The organism is Pseudomonas palmensis (genome assembly GCF_017848315.1).
Taxonomy (GTDB): Bacteria; Pseudomonadota; Gammaproteobacteria; order Pseudomonadales; family Pseudomonadaceae; genus Aquipseudomonas; species Aquipseudomonas palmensis.
The window spans coordinates 1-13915 of record NZ_JAFKEC010000092.1; the positions used below are offsets into that span (position 1 = coordinate 1).

General features: G+C 66.2%; 11 protein-coding genes and 1 tRNA gene. 7 read left to right on the forward strand and 5 right to left on the reverse strand.

What is annotated here, in order from left to right:
* The 4 genes from JZZ72_RS26670 to JZZ72_RS26685 all read left to right on the forward strand — a co-directional run.
* Positions 1-277, forward strand: a 277-nt coding sequence (locus JZZ72_RS26670; protein ID WP_210015431.1) for a LysE family translocator, incomplete at its 5' end; no start/stop codon positions are given.
* A gap of 112 nt (positions 278-389) precedes the next feature.
* Complete coding sequence (locus JZZ72_RS26675; RefSeq protein ID WP_043864306.1) at positions 390-905, forward strand: sigma-70 family RNA polymerase sigma factor; 516 nt, start codon at positions 390-392, stop codon at positions 903-905.
* Entirely contained in the window at positions 902-1843 is a 942-nt protein-coding gene (locus JZZ72_RS26680) for a FecR family protein (protein WP_052504321.1), read from the forward strand. The genes JZZ72_RS26675 and JZZ72_RS26680 overlap by 4 nt, the downstream gene beginning before the upstream one ends.
* A 76-nt stretch (positions 1844-1919) precedes the next feature.
* Entirely contained in the window at positions 1920-4376 is a 2457-nt protein-coding gene (locus JZZ72_RS26685) for a TonB-dependent siderophore receptor (protein ID WP_043864307.1), read from the forward strand.
* Positions 4377-4492: 116 nt separating this feature from the next.
* On the opposite strand, the gene JZZ72_RS26690 is transcribed toward JZZ72_RS26685, so the two are convergent.
* The 4 genes from JZZ72_RS26690 to JZZ72_RS26705 form a co-directional block, all read right to left on the reverse strand.
* Positions 4493-4569, reverse strand: a tRNA-Met gene (locus JZZ72_RS26690).
* Between the two features lie 92 nt (positions 4570-4661).
* The gene (locus tag JZZ72_RS26695; protein ID WP_210015432.1) at positions 4662-7073 is read right to left on the reverse strand and encodes a TonB-dependent siderophore receptor; all 2412 of its coding nucleotides are present in this window, start codon (positions 7071-7073) and stop codon (positions 4662-4664) included.
* A gap of 96 nt (positions 7074-7169) precedes the next feature.
* Positions 7170-8096 carry a FecR family protein gene (locus tag JZZ72_RS26700; protein ID WP_210015433.1) on the reverse strand — a complete coding sequence of 309 codons (927 nt, stop codon included), beginning with the start codon at positions 8094-8096 and terminating at the stop codon, positions 7170-7172.
* Positions 8093-8614 carry an RNA polymerase sigma factor gene (locus JZZ72_RS26705; protein ID WP_054916253.1) on the reverse strand — a complete coding sequence of 174 codons (522 nt, stop codon included), beginning with the start codon at positions 8612-8614 and terminating at the stop codon, positions 8093-8095. Before JZZ72_RS26705 ends, JZZ72_RS26700 begins: the two co-directional genes overlap by 4 nt.
* Before the next feature lie 225 nt (positions 8615-8839).
* Between JZZ72_RS26705 and JZZ72_RS26710 the strand changes: the two genes are divergently transcribed.
* The 3 genes from JZZ72_RS26710 (at position 8840) to JZZ72_RS26720 (ending at position 11518) form a co-directional block, all read left to right on the forward strand.
* On the forward strand, positions 8840-10060 hold the full coding sequence (locus tag JZZ72_RS26710; protein ID WP_043864311.1) for an MFS transporter: 1221 nt from the start codon (positions 8840-8842) through the stop codon (positions 10058-10060).
* Between the two features lie 86 nt (positions 10061-10146).
* Positions 10147-10284 carry a hypothetical protein gene (locus tag JZZ72_RS26715; protein WP_168186857.1) on the forward strand — a complete coding sequence of 46 codons (138 nt, stop codon included), beginning with the start codon at positions 10147-10149 and terminating at the stop codon, positions 10282-10284.
* A gap of 76 nt (positions 10285-10360) precedes the next feature.
* Positions 10361-11518: an MFS transporter gene (locus tag JZZ72_RS26720; RefSeq protein WP_210015434.1), complete on the forward strand. Its 1158-nt coding sequence runs from the start codon at positions 10361-10363 to the stop codon at positions 11516-11518.
* A 9-nt stretch (positions 11519-11527) separates the two neighbouring features.
* Here the strand turns inward: JZZ72_RS26720 and JZZ72_RS26725 are convergent.
* On the reverse strand, positions 11528-13915 hold a 2388-nt coding region (locus JZZ72_RS26725; RefSeq protein ID WP_210015435.1), incomplete at its 5' end, for a TonB-dependent siderophore receptor.

The window sequence follows — 13915 nt, forward strand, 5'->3', positions numbered from 1 at the left end:
GGGCTTTCTGACCAATGCGCTGAACCCCAAGACCATGCTGTTCGTGGTCAGCGCGTACAGCCAGGTGGTGCAGCCGGGGGCCTCGCTGGGGCTCAACTTTGCCTATGGGGCGTTCATGTCGCTGGCGCATTGGGTGTGGTTCAGCCTGGTGGCGCTGTTCTTTTCGCGGGAGGCGTTGCGCCAGGCGATGCTGCGCCGCCAGCGCATGGTGGACCGGGTGATCGGGGTGGCGTTGATCGGCCTGGGGGTGGCGGTGGTGTTCGTGAATGTGCGCTGAGCGCCTGGCCGCTGCGCTGGCTAGCCAGCGAAAGGCGCACCACCGATCCCGCCATTGCATCTCCCACCAGCGGCGCCATAAGATATAACCATTCTCATTTAGTGCCGCCGACATGAAAGCCACCCCACCCGCCGACAGTCTCGCTTCGTTGTACAAGGGCTACCACGGCTGGCTGCTGGTGTGGTTGCGCCAACGCCTGGACTGCCCGCACAACGCTGCCGACACGGCCCAGGACACTTTCATGCGCCTGCTCAGCGCCGGCAGCTATGTGGCCCCGCGCGAGCCGCGGGCCTTCCTGGCCACCGTGGCGCGGCGTCTGCTGATCGACCGCGGGCGCCGGCAGAAGCTCGAACAGGCCTACCGCGAAGCGCTCGCCCGGCACGTCGAGTACCTCGACCAGGCACCTTCTCCCGAGCAGATGCTGGCCGCCCTCCAGGCCCTGGAGCACATCGCCCGCGCCCTCGACCTGATGAGCGTGCGTGCCCGCGAAGTGTTCATCCTGCGTCACCTCGAAGGGCTCAGCCATGCCGAGATCGCCGCACGCCTGAACGTCTCGACCAAGACGGTGCAGAACCACCTGGTGCAGGCCCTGCTGCACTGCCACGCTGCCACGGATCCTGCCCTGTGAACCTGCCTGCGGCCACCCTGCGCAAGGCTGCCGAATGGCTGGTGCGCCTGGACGACAGCGCCAGTGCCGGCGACCAGCAGGCCTTCGAGGCATGGCTGGCCAGCGACCCGCAGCACCTGGAGGCCGTGCGCCAGTTGCAGGGCAGCCTCGCGCCACTGCGTGAACTGCCCCGTGCGCCGGCCCGCGCGGCGCTCAAGCGCATTGCGCCGCAACCCCGTGGCAAGCGCGCGCTCAAGGCGCTGGCAATCAGCCTGGGCCTGCTGCTGCCGGCCGGCCTGGTGCTGCAGCACTATCCGCCGGCTTATCTGATGGCCGATATCCGTACCGGCAGCGGCCAGTGGACTACACAGCAATTGCCGGACGGCAGCCGCATCAGCCTGGATGGCCGGTCGGCGGTCGACCTGCAGTTCGACGCCCAATCGCGCACCCTGCGCCTGCTCAGTGGCGAGATCCTGCTGGATGTGGCCAAGGACGCCAGTCGCCCGTTCCGCGTGGTCACCGAACACGGCAGCATCCGTGCCCTGGGCACCCGCTTCATGGTCGAGCGCAGCGAGCACAGCACACGCCTGGCCATGCTCGAGTCGAGCACCGAGGTCAAGAGCGCCGGCAGCAGCCGCACGGTCAGCGCCGGCCAGCAGGTGCGCTTCGACGCCACTGGCATCCAGCCACTCCAGGCGGTCGACGCCGCCGGGCTGGAGCAGGCCTGGGCCAGCCACCAGATGATGGTCAAGGAGCAGCCGCTGGGCGAGGTGCTGGAGCGCCTGGCACGCAACCACGGCGGCTACCTGCTGTTCGATGCCAAGGCGCTGGCGCACCTGAACGTGACCGCCGTGTTGCCCGCCGACGACAGCGAGCGGGCGTTGCGCCTGCTGGCGCGCAGCTTCCCGATCCGGGTGCAGCACTACACCCCGTGGGTCACGCGAGTCACTCTTGAATAGAAATCCTTATCAAACGCTTCCAGTTCCCGTTACCTGTGCGTCCTTGTATTAGCCAATACATCGGAGAGTCGGGAACATGCCTTCACACAAGCCCCTCAAGCCCAGCCGCGCCCTGGCGCTGGCGGTTCATCTAGCCCTCGGCACGCTGCCGCTGCTGGCCCTGCAGCCGGCGCATGCGCAACAGCAGGTGCAGCGCTATGCCATCCCGGCCGGGGCGCTGGGCGACGTGCTGAGCCGTTATGCCCGCGAGTCGGGGGTGGCCATTTCGTTCAATGCCGGCCAGGTCGCCAACCTGTCCAGCGCCGGGCTGCAGGGCAACTATGCCCTGCAGGACGGCTTCGCCGCGCTGCTGTACGGCCACGGCCTGCAGGCCCAGGCCAGCAGCGACGGCTACGTGCTGGTGGCGCTGCCGGCGGCCAACGGCGCGGTGGAGCTGGGCGCCACCAGTATCAACGGGCAGGTGCTGGGGAGCACCACCGAGGGTACCGGCTCCTACACCACCGGGCCGATGCAGACGGCCACCAAGCTGCCCCTGAGCATCCGCGAAACCCCGCAGTCGGTGAGTGTGATCACCCGCCAGCGCATGGACGACCAGGACATGCAGAGCCTGGAAGATGTGCTCAAGAACACCCCCGGCATGTCCATGACCAAGGACGGCCCGCAGCGCCCGACCTTCTATGCTCGCGGCTTCACCGTCGAGAACCTGATGAACGACGGGCTCTCCAACGACCTGTCGCATTACCTCTCGCGGGACATGAACTCCACGCCCGACATGGCGATCTACGACCACGTCGAGGTGGTGCGCGGCGCCACCGGCCTGATGCAGGGCTCGGGCACGCCGTCGGCGGCGATCAACATGGTGCGCAAGCGCCCCACGGCCGACCCGCGCCTGAGCATCACCGGCAGTGCCGGCAGCTGGGACAACTACCGTACCGAGGTCGACGGCTCCGGCGCGCTCAACGACAGCGGCACCCTGCGCGGCCGGATGGTCACCGCCTACCAGACCCGCAACAGCTTCCAGGACGTGGCCGATACCGAGCGCTCGGTGTTCTATGCCATCGGCGAGGCCGACCTGAGCGACAACAGCACCTTCACCCTGGGGCTGTCGAACCAGAGCGTCAACAACACCTCCACCTGGGGCGGCCTGCCCACTGGCATCGACGGCAGCGACCTGCACCTTTCACGCTCCACCTACCTGGGCAACGACTGGGAATACTGGGACCAGGACAACACCACCCTGTTCAGCCGCCTGGACTATCGCCTGGACAACGACTGGAAGCTGCTGCTGGCGGCCAGCCGCACCTGGTCGAAGCTCAAGATGCTCGGCAGCATGACCGAGCGCATGGGCGATGAGGGCGAGGTGTTCGGCCAGTACCTGGGGCAGTACCACTACGACGACGAGCAGAGCAGCTATGACGCCTATGCCACCGGGCCGTACCAGTTGCTGGGGCGTACACACGAACTGGTGGTGGGGGCCAGCCGCCGCGAGCTGACCTTCGAGGGCAAGGGCAACTACAGCGACGACCTGATCGGCATGAACATCCATGCCTGGGACCCCGGCAGCCTGCCCAAGCGTCGCCTGGACCTGAACTACTGGCACCAGGACCGCGAAACCTCGCAGACCGGCACCTACGTCACGTCGCGCTTCAACCTGGCCGACGACCTGAAGCTGATCGTGGGCGGGCGCCTGGACTGGTACGACAGCGAATCCCAGACCCGCAACGGCACGCGCCTGGGCAAGCCTGTCAACGTGAGCGTCACGCGCAACCTGACCCGCTACGCCGGGGTGATCTACGACCTGGATGCGCAGCATTCGGTGTACGTGAGCTACACCGACATCTTCAAGCCGCAGTCCGAGCAGGACGCCAGCGGCAGCGAACTCAAGCCGATCGAGGGCAAGAACTACGAGGTGGGGATCAAGGGCGAGTACTTCGACGGCGCATTGAATGCCAGTGCCGCGGTGTTTCGCATCGACCAGGAGAATCGCGCCAAGACCCTGGAGCGCTACCAGTGCTCCGACCTGGTGCCCAGCTGCTCCGAGGCGGCGGGCAAGCTGCGCAGCGAGGGTATCGAGCTGGAAGTGAACGGCACTGTACTGCCGGGCTGGGAACTGGGCGCGGGCTACACCTTCGCCCAGGTCAAGTACGTGAAGGACGGCGACCCGGCCAACGAGGGGCGGCTGTTCGACACCGACATCCCGCGGCACGTGTTCAAGGCGTTCACCACCTACCAGCTGCCGGGCGAGTTCGAGCGCTGGAAGGTCGGCGGCGGGGTGTACCGGCAGAATGCGATCTACAACAAGGGTGACAACTGGTACGCCACCGACAGCACCTACCGCATCGAGCAGGATGCCTACACCTTGGTCGACCTGATGCTCAGCTACAAGGCCTCCGAGCACCTGGACGTGCGCCTGAACGTGAACAACGTGTTTGACACCAGGTACTACCAGAGCATTGCCACCAACACGGTGTATGGCGGCAACTTCTACGGTGACCCACGCAATGCGATGCTGACGTTGCGCTGGTCGCTCTGAAAGGATCAGGCCGGCTCCTGCGGGCGTGCAGGGGCCGGCCTTGCCGGCGAAGCGGCCGGCACTTTTCTTCAGACATGAAAAAAGGGCCTACCTTTCGGTAAGCCCTTTTTAGTACTTGGTGGCTACACAGGGACTTGAACCCCGGACCCCAGCATTATGAATGCTATGCTCTAACCAACTGAGCTATGTAGCCAAGTGGCGCGCATTATTCGCTCGAAACGATGTTGTGTCAACACCCAATTTCAAAAAATTTAACGCCCGATCAACCGCTTAGCCAAAAACCCCTCAGAACCTGTAGGTGAAGTTGGTCATCACGTTGCGTGGTGCGCCGTAGGTGCCGTACAGGCCGGCCATGCTGTAGTACTCGCGGTCGAACAGGTTGTTCAGGTTCACCGAGGCCTCCAGGTGCTCGTTGATGTCGTAGCGCGCCATCAGGTTGGCGATGGCATAGCTGCCCTGGGTGAAGGTGTGCAGGTCGTTGCCCACCTTGCTCTGCCAGTTCACGCCACCGCCCACGGTCACCTTGTCCAGCACCCCGGGCAGGCGATAGCTGGTGAAGGTCTTGAGGCTGTGACGCGGCAGCACGGTGTTGATGCGCTCGTCCTGGTTGTCGGTGGTCAGGGTATAGGCATACCCCGCCGACGCCTGCCAACCCTCGGCCAGTTCGCCGTTGATCTCCATCTCGATGCCTTTGGAGGTGGTGTCCTGCTTGGCCTCGTACACGTTGTCGTGCTGCCAGATCGCCAGGTTGTCCTGTTCGAGCTTGAACACCGCCACGCTGGAGTTCAGCTTGCCGTCGAAGTGACTGCCCTTGATGCCCATCTCGTAGCCGATGCCCTGCATCGGGTCGATGGGCTTGAATTGCGCGTCCTGCACCCACGACCCCTGCGGGTTGAAGATCTTGGTGTAGCTGGCATACAGCGACCAGGTGTCGTTCAGGTCGTACACCACCCCGGCATAGGGGATGAACACGCCGGTTTCCTTGCGGTCGGTGTTGCTGCTGGCCGCGCCATAGGGGCGGTCCTCGGTCTTGCGCTCCCAGTCGATCAGGCGGCTGCCCAGGATCAGGTTCAGGTCGTCGCTCAGGTGCAGGCGGGTGGTGAGGTAGGCGGCGTACTGGTTTTCTTCCTGTGACGACTTGCCGCTTTCGGTAAACGCCGGCTTGGGCTGCTTGCCGTCCCAGTCGAAGATGTTGTCGATCGACGCACCCGGGGTGGCGTTGTAGTCGTAGCGCCAGCCGCCCCACTCGGGCACGCCCTGGCTGAACTGCGACAGGGTCACGCCGCCAATCAGTTCGTGCTCGCGCTCGAACAGGCTGAACGGGCCGGTCACGTACAGGTCCAGGTTGTCCTGGCGCGGGGTGCCCGAGAAGCGCACCGGCAGCTGGCTCATGCCGCTGCCATCCGGGTTCAGATCGCCCATGACGAAGCCGAACAGCTCATCGAACTTGTTTTCCGAGTGGCTGTACTCGAGCTTGCCGCTCCAGCCGTTGCCCAGTTGCTGCTCCACCGAGGCGAAGTAGCTGGTCTGTTCGTGGTCGTTGTACGACCAGGTGGGTGCGCTGTTGATCGAGCGGCTGAGGTTGCTGCGCTCACCGTTGCTGAACCGGGTGGGCAGGCCGCTGCGCAGCGGCGAGTCGACGTCGGTGCGCAGGTAGCTCAAGCCCAGGGTCAGCAGGGTGTCTTCGCTCAGGTCGAATTCGGTGATGCCGTACAGCAGCTGGGTGTCCTGCTTGTAGCGGTCGACCCAGGCCTTTTCGGTCTTGTAGTCGGCCACCAGGCGGCCGCGCACGTTGCCGCTTTCGGTCAGCGGGCCGGACACGTCGAAGCCGCTGCCGTAGCGGTCCCAGGTGCCGGCCGAGCCGGTGATGCTGGCCTGGCCCTCGTAGGTGGGGCGCTTGCGGATCAGGTTGATGGTCGCCGACGGGCTGCCCATGCCGCTGATCAGGCCGCTGGCGCCGCGCACGATCTCCACCCGGTCGTACATCGCCATGCTTTGGGTGTAGTTATCCATGCGCGTGGTGGTAGGCACGCCGTCCACTTCGTAGTTCTGGATCACGAAGCCGCGCGAATAGTAGCTGTCGCTCTCGGCGCCCAGGCCGTCACGGGTGACGATGATGCCCGGGGTGGCTTCCAGGGTGTCGGTCAGGGTGCTCAGGCGCTGGTCGTCCAGGCGCTGGCGGGTCATCACGGTCAGCGCCTGCGGGGTTTCCCTGGGCGTGAGGTTCAGGCGCGTCGAACTGCTGGAGGAGTAGGTGGTGTACAGCCCGGTGCCTTCGGTGGTCGAGCCTGGCGCCTTGCCCGAAATGCTCACGGCATCCAGTTGCAGGCCGCTGCCCAGATCCACCGGCAGCTCGATCAGGAAGCTGTTGGGGTTGGGCTGGCTCAGCCGTGCGCTGCTGCCGGTGAGGGTGCGCAGCGCCTGTTCGGCGGTGTACTGGCCCTGCACCTCGGGGGACACGATGCCCGCTACCTGGTTGGCGTCATAGATCACCTGGTAGCCGCTTTGCGCGCTGAACAGCTCGATGGCATCGACCAGCGACTGCGTCGAGATATGGAAATCGATGCGTTGCGTCTGGGCCTGAGTGGCCTCGGCGGCCTGCACGGCGGCGCCTGGCAGCAACGCCAGCAAGCTGGCGGCCAGGATCGCGCTGGCCAAGGGTCGACGGGTGAACGCGACGTCACGTGGGTACTGCATGGTTCCTCCCCCAAGAAGGTGCAAATGGTAATGCTTCTTATGTTGGGGGTGTGACGCAGCAGAAACGGGAATTACCGCGCCGTCGGCAAAATATTTTCAGCGCACGATCAGCCAGTGCCCCAACACGGCATCGGCACGCAGTTTCTGGCTGCTGAGCAGGGCATCGAGGGCGCTGTCGGCCTGGTCCAGGTTGAAGCTGCCGCTGACCCGTCGCTGGCCGGCGGCCTCGTTGAGCAGCACCAGGCGGGTGCCCTTGTAGGTGGCCAGTTGTTCGAGCACCTGCTGCAACGGCACATCGCGCACCCGCAGCTGACCGTCGCGCCAGGCCAGCAGGCGTTCGGCATCCACCGTCTGCGGCGCATCGAGCCGTTCGCCGTGCAGGGTCAGGCGCTGGCCGGGGCTCAGGCGCTGGTGCTGGCTGGCGGTGCTGACCTCGACGCTGCCGCTGAGCAGCACCACGTCATCGTGCTCGCCACGGCTGACCGAAAAGCGCGTGCCCAGCACCTGCACCCGGGCCTGGTCGACCTCCACCACGAAGGGCCTGCCGTCGTGCACCACGTCGGCGAACAACCGGCCCTGGCGCAGGCGCACGGTGCGGGTGTCGCCGTCGAGGTCGATGTCCACCGCGCTGGCGCTGTCCAGGCGCAGGCGCGAACCGTCGGCCAGTTGCACCTCGCGGCGCTCGCCGGCGGCGGTGGCGTAGTCGCTGCCCAGGGTGTGCAGCGAGGGCACCAGCAACCCGCTCAGGCCGGCGCCCAGCAGCAGGCTGGCGGCGGCCGCATACAGCGGCCAACGGCTTTTCTTGGCGCGGTGCCGGTCGGCCTTGCGCACCCGGTGGGCGGGCAGCTCCAGGGTCTGCCAGAGCTGTTCGACGGCGGCCAGCGCGGCGGCGTTCTGTGCGTCGTGCACCCAGGCGTCGAAGGCGTCGCGTTCGGTGGGCGTGAGGTCATCGGCACGGCGCCGGGTAAACCAGTGCAAGGCCTGCTGTTCGCGTTCAGCGCTGGGGGAGTGATCGGGCGTCATTCGGCTTCGTTCGGCTGGCGCGCGTGCAGGGCGGCGGCCGCGCAGTGGCTCAGGGCTTTGTTCAGGTGGCGCTCCACGGCGCGGGGCTCCAGGCCCAGGCGTGCGGCGATGTCCTTGTAGCTCATTTGCTCGACCCGGGCCAGCAGAAACACCTCCCGGGTGGGCGAGGGCAGGCCGTCGATCAGGCGCTCCAGATGGTCGAGGGTATTGCCGGCCACGGCGCTGCGCTCGGGGCTGGTGTCGGTGAGCAACTGGTCGAGGGCCTGCTCGTCGCTGACCCCGCGCACCTGGTTGCGGCGCGCGTGGTCGATGCTCAGGTTGCTGGCGATGCGGTAGAGGAAGGCGCGCAGGTTGCCGACCTCGCTGCGCTCGCTGTGCATCAGGCGCACGAAGGCGTCCTGCAAGAGGTCGCGCGCGGTCTCCCGGCAGCGCACCCGACGGGTGAGAAAGGCCAGCAGCTCGTTGCGGTGACGCTGGTAGAGCAGCGTCAGGCTTCGGTCTTCCTGATTGTCGGGCATGGTCTTACCGGGGTGGATGTTGCCTGGGCGGGCGCCTTCGCCGGCAAGGCCGGCTCCTACAGAGCGGTGTGGTGCCCGTAGGAGCCGGCCTTGCCGGCGAAAGGTCGCGCCGCAGACTAGCGTTACTGAGAATTATTAACAAGTAGCCCCCTCACTGAAAAGAATAGTGCGCTTGCTAACGAATTCTGGATAATTGGATCCCGACCACCCGATGGACGTTTTCCCATGGCCTTGAGCACCGCCCCGTCAAGTACGCACGCCAGCACCGGCGCGCCCAGCCAGAGCAGCCCGCTGGTGATGCGCATCATCGCTGCCTGTGCGCTGGCGCACCTGATCAACGACCTCATCCAGGCGGTGCTGCCGTCGATCTACCCGCTGCTCAAGGCCAACTACGGGCTGAGCTTCACCCAGGTGGGGCTGATTACCCTGACCTTCCAGATCACCGCCTCGCTGCTGCAACCGGCCGTCGGTTTCTATACCGACCGCAAGCCGATGCCCAACCTGCTGCCCCTGGGCACCCTGTGCACCCTGGTGGGCATCGTGATGCTGGCGTATGTCGGCAGCTTCCCGATGATTCTGCTGGCTGCGGCACTGGTGGGCATCGGCTCCTCGACCTTCCACCCGGAAACCTCGCGCATCGCGCGCCTGGCCTCGGGCGGGCGCTTCGGCCTGGCGCAGTCGACCTTCCAGGTCGGCGGCAATGCCGGCTCGGCTTTCGGGCCGCTGCTGGCCGCCGCCATCATCATCCCGTTCGGCCAGGGCAACGTGGTGTGGTTCGGCCTGTTCGCGCTGTTTGCAGTGATCGTCACCTACGGCCTGAGCCGCTGGTACCGCGGCCACCTGGCGCTGTTCAAGGCCAAGGCCGGCCAGGCCGCCACCCACGGCCTGAGCCGCAACCGGGTGATCGGCGCGCTGGTGGTGCTGGGCCTGCTGGTGTTCTCCAAGTACTTCTACATGGCCAGCCTGACCAGCTACTTCACCTTCTACCTGATCGAGAAGTTCGACCTGTCGGTGGCCAGTTCGCAGCTGTACCTGTTCCTGTTCCTGGGGGCGGTGGCTGCCGGGACCTTCTTCGGCGGGCCGATCGGCGACCGCATCGGGCGCAAGGCGGTGATCTGGTTCTCGATTCTGGGCGTGGCGCCGTTCACCCTGGCGCTGCCGTATGCCGACCTGTTCTGGACCAGCGTGCTCAGCGTGATCATCGGCTTCATCCTGGCTTCGGCGTTCTCGGCCATCGTGGTGTACGCACAGGAGCTGGTGCCGGGCAACGTGGGCATGATCGCGGGGATCTTCTTCGGCCTGATGTTCGGCTTTGGCGGTATCGGCGCGGCGCTGCTGGGCTACCTGGCAGACATTCACGGCATCGAGTACGTGTACACGTTGTGCTCGTACCTGCCGCTGTTCGGGCTGCTGGCGATTCTGCTGCCGTCCACGCGCAAGCGCTGACAGCGCGCCGGCCAGGCGTCGATGCGATTGACGCCTGGCCGGGGTTTCACCTAGAGTGCCGGCCTTCCTTTTCCTGTAGTCGACCCATGAAACGTTTCTCCCGTCCTTGCGCAGCAAAGCCGCCGGTAGTCCAGGCCCTGCTGTGCGACTGGCCGTGCGATACGGTGCTCAAGCGTCGGCGCAGCGTCCTGTTCGCCTTCACCTTTTCTCCTCCGCGCGCCTGAACTGACCGTCGCTTTCAGAACACAGTCATGTTGATGCCTGCGCGCATGTGCGCGTCGGCGGGTTTCGGAGTTGTAGATGAACACGCGTTTGCTGGCGGGCCTTCTGTTCGCCGTTTCGATCGTAGGGTTGAGCCTGGGCGCCACCCTGCCACTGGTTTCCCTGCGCCTGCTCGATGCCGGGGCCAGCACCCTGCACATCGGCATCCTGTCGGCCGCGCCCGCTGCCGGCATGATGCTCTCGGCGTTCCTGGTGGACGCCTGCTGCCGTCACCTCACCCGGCGTACCATCTACCTGCTCAGCTTCGGCCTGTGCGCCCTGAGCGTGGGGCTGATCGAGTGGGCGTTCGACTCCACCTGGCTGCTCGGCCTGCTGCGCCTGGGCATGGGCGTGGGCATGGGGATCGCGATCATCCTGGGCGAATCCTGGGTCAACGAACTGAGCGAAGAGCACAACCGCGGCAAGGTCATGGCGCTGTACGCCACCGCCTTCACCGGTTGCCAGATGCTCGGCCCGACCATGCTTGCGCTGTTCGGCACCCATAGCCCTTGGGTGATCATCGTGGTCAGCGGCTGCTATGCCCTGGCCCTGGCGAGCATCGTGTGGACAGTGCCCAACGACTATGTGGAGCACGGTGACGACGGCGAGAAGAGCTTTTCGCTGGGCGGCTTCTTTCGTGTGGCGCCGGCCCTGTGCATGGGCGTGCTGTTCTTCTCGTTCTTCGATGCGGTGATTCTCTCGCTGCTGCCGGTGTACGCCACCAACCACGCCTACGCGGTGGGCGTGGCGGCGCTGATGGTCACGGTGATCCTGACCGGCGACATGCTGTTCCAGTTGCCGCTGGGCTGGCTGGCCGACCGCTGCGAGCGCACCACGGTGCACCTGGTGTGCGGCGTGGTGGCGATGCTGATCGGCCTGGCGCTGCCGTGGCTGATCCAGGTGCAGTGGCTGCTGTGGCCGGCGCTGGTGCTGCTGGGGGCGGTGGCGGGCGGGGTGTATACCCTGGCGCTGGTGCTGATCGGCCAGCAGTTCAAGGGCCAGGACCTGGTCACGGCCAATGCCAGCGTCGGCCTGTTGTGGGGTGTGGGCAGCCTGGTGGGGCCGCTGGTCAGTGGCGCGGCCATGGACGTCGCCCCCCATGGCCTGCCGATGGCACTGGCGGCGATGGCCGCGCTGTTCGTGTGCTTTGCCCGCAGCTCGCGGCGCAAGGCCTATGCGGCCCGCACCGCGCAGTAGCGGCCGGCCTCAGAAGCTTGCGCGCAGGGTCAGCGAGACGTTGCGCGGGTCGCCGTAGTAGTACCCCGTGGCCGTGGCGCCCACCTTCTTGTAGTAGTGCTTGTCGAACAGGTTGTTGGCGTTGAGCTGCAGCGAATAGTGCTGGTTGAAGCGGTAGCCCAGCAGCGCGCTGTACACCGCATAGCCGCTTTGCGAGGCCACGGCATTGCCGTTGCGCGAGTAGATGTCGCTTTGCGCACTGACCCCGCCACCCACGGTCCAGGCGTCGTATGCCCCCGGCAGGCGGTAGCTGGTGAACAGCTTCAACTGGCGCTTGGGGTCGGTGGGGCGCAGCACGTTGCCGGTGTTGCTGAGGGTGTCCTTGAGGTACTCGGTGGTGGTGTAGGTGTAGCCCCCCGACACCTGCCAGCCGGGCAGCACTTCGCCGGTCACTTCCAGTTCGAACCCTTCGCTGCGGTTCTTGCCGGCGGCCACCTTGCAGTGGCCGCTGGTGTAGTTGGGCAGGCACGGGTCGGGGCTGCCCAGGTCATCCAGGGCGTTGCCCACCTGGTAGATGCGGAACACCGCCAGCGAGGTGTTGAGCCTGCCGTCGTAGAACTCGCCCTTCACGCCCAGCTCGTAGGCTTCGCCAGTGACCGGGTCGAGCACCGCGTTGGACGCATCGGTGGCGCTTTGCGGGTTGAAGATCTCGGTGTAGCTGCCGTACAGGCTCAGGTTGTTGTTCAGGTCGTAGATCAGCGCCGCATACGGCACGATCTCGCGGTCGACGCTGTACTTGCCTGAGGTCTTGAGGTTGTTTTCCTGCTCGTAGTCGTACCAGTTGATGCGCGCGCCGATCACCGCGGTCAACGGGTCGGCCAGCGAGATGCGCCAGGTGGCGTGCGCCGCCTGCTGGGTGGTGCGGGTCATCACCGGCTTTGCGCTGATGTTGATCGACGGCTCGGGCAGGCTGGTCTTGGGGTCCCATTCGCGAATGTCGAACACCCCGGAGGCCGTGAAGTTGGTGGCCGAGGCAGTGGAGTCGTTGCGGATGCGCTCCACGCCCACCATCAGTTCGTGCTCGCGGCCCAGCAGCTGGAAGGGGCCGTTGAGGGTGGCGCTGAGGTTGGTCTGCTCGCTTTCGCCGCCGTCGCCCTCGGTCACCTGGTAGTTCATCAGGTAGGGGTTGGTGGTGCTGGCGCGGGTGAAGTAGGTCTGCTTGAAGCCGTGGTCGTCGAGGCGAAACTGCGTGCGGGTGCCCGATACCTTGAGCGTCCAGTCGTTGTCGAACACATGCTCGAGCTCGGCGAAGGTCTGCAGGTTGCTGCGGTTCCATCGGTTCCAGTCGGCGCCCAGGTAAGTGCTGCGCGAGAGCTTCAGCGGCGAGCCATCGAAGTTGGCCGGCAGGCCGCCCCACGAGCCGGTGGCCTCCAGCTCGGTGTATTCGATGCCACCGGTGAGTGTGGTGCGTTCGCCCAGGTCGGCGGCCAGCACGCCGTAGAACACGTTCTTGCGCTCCATGCGGCTGTCCTGGAACGAGTCCTTGTCATCGTGCACGGCGATCATGCGGCCGCGGATCGCGCCGTTGTCGGTCAGCGCGCCTGACAGGTCGGCCACGTAGCGCTGCGCATCCCAGGAGCCGGCGGTGACGCTGGCCGAGGCCTGGAAGTCCCGGGTAGGGCGCTTGCGCACCAGGTTGACGGTGCCCGAGGGGTTGCCCGCGCCGCGCAGCATGCCGGTGGCGCCGCGCAGGATCTCGGCGCGGTCGATGATCGCCGAGTCACTCTGGATGAACGAGCCGCCGCCACTGCCTTGCACCACGGTGGCGCCGTCATACTGGATGGCGTCGATCTGGTAGCCGCGCGAGTAGTAGGTGACGCGCTCGCTGTCGACGTAGTCGACCACCACACCCGGGGTCTGCTCCATCAGGGTGGTGAGGTTGGTGATGTTCTGGTCGTCCAGGCGCTGGCGAGTCAGCACCGACACCGATTGCGGCGTGTGGCGCAGGGTCTGGGGCATCTTGCCGATGGTCACCGCACCGGTGGTGTACGAGCCGCTGTGCTCGGTGGTTTCGCCCAGGCGGTCGCTGGAGATGCTGGTGGCACCCAGCTCCAGGGCGTCGCCGATGTCCACCGCCGGCAGCAGCAGGAAGCTGTTGGCCGACTTCTGCTGCACCTGCACGCCGCTGCCCTGCAACAGCAGCGCCAGGGCCTGGGCGTTGTCGTGGCTGCCGGACACGCCGGCGGTGGTCTTGCCCTGCAGGCTGGCGGCGTCATACGACAGGTTCAGCCCACCCTGGCGGGCCATCTGCTCAAGTGCTGCGTCCAGGTTCCCTGCGGGAATGTTCCAGCGTTGCACCTGCTGGGTGGCCGCAGGTGCGGCAGCGCCCAGCAACGGCGCAGCGGCGGCGCTCAGGGC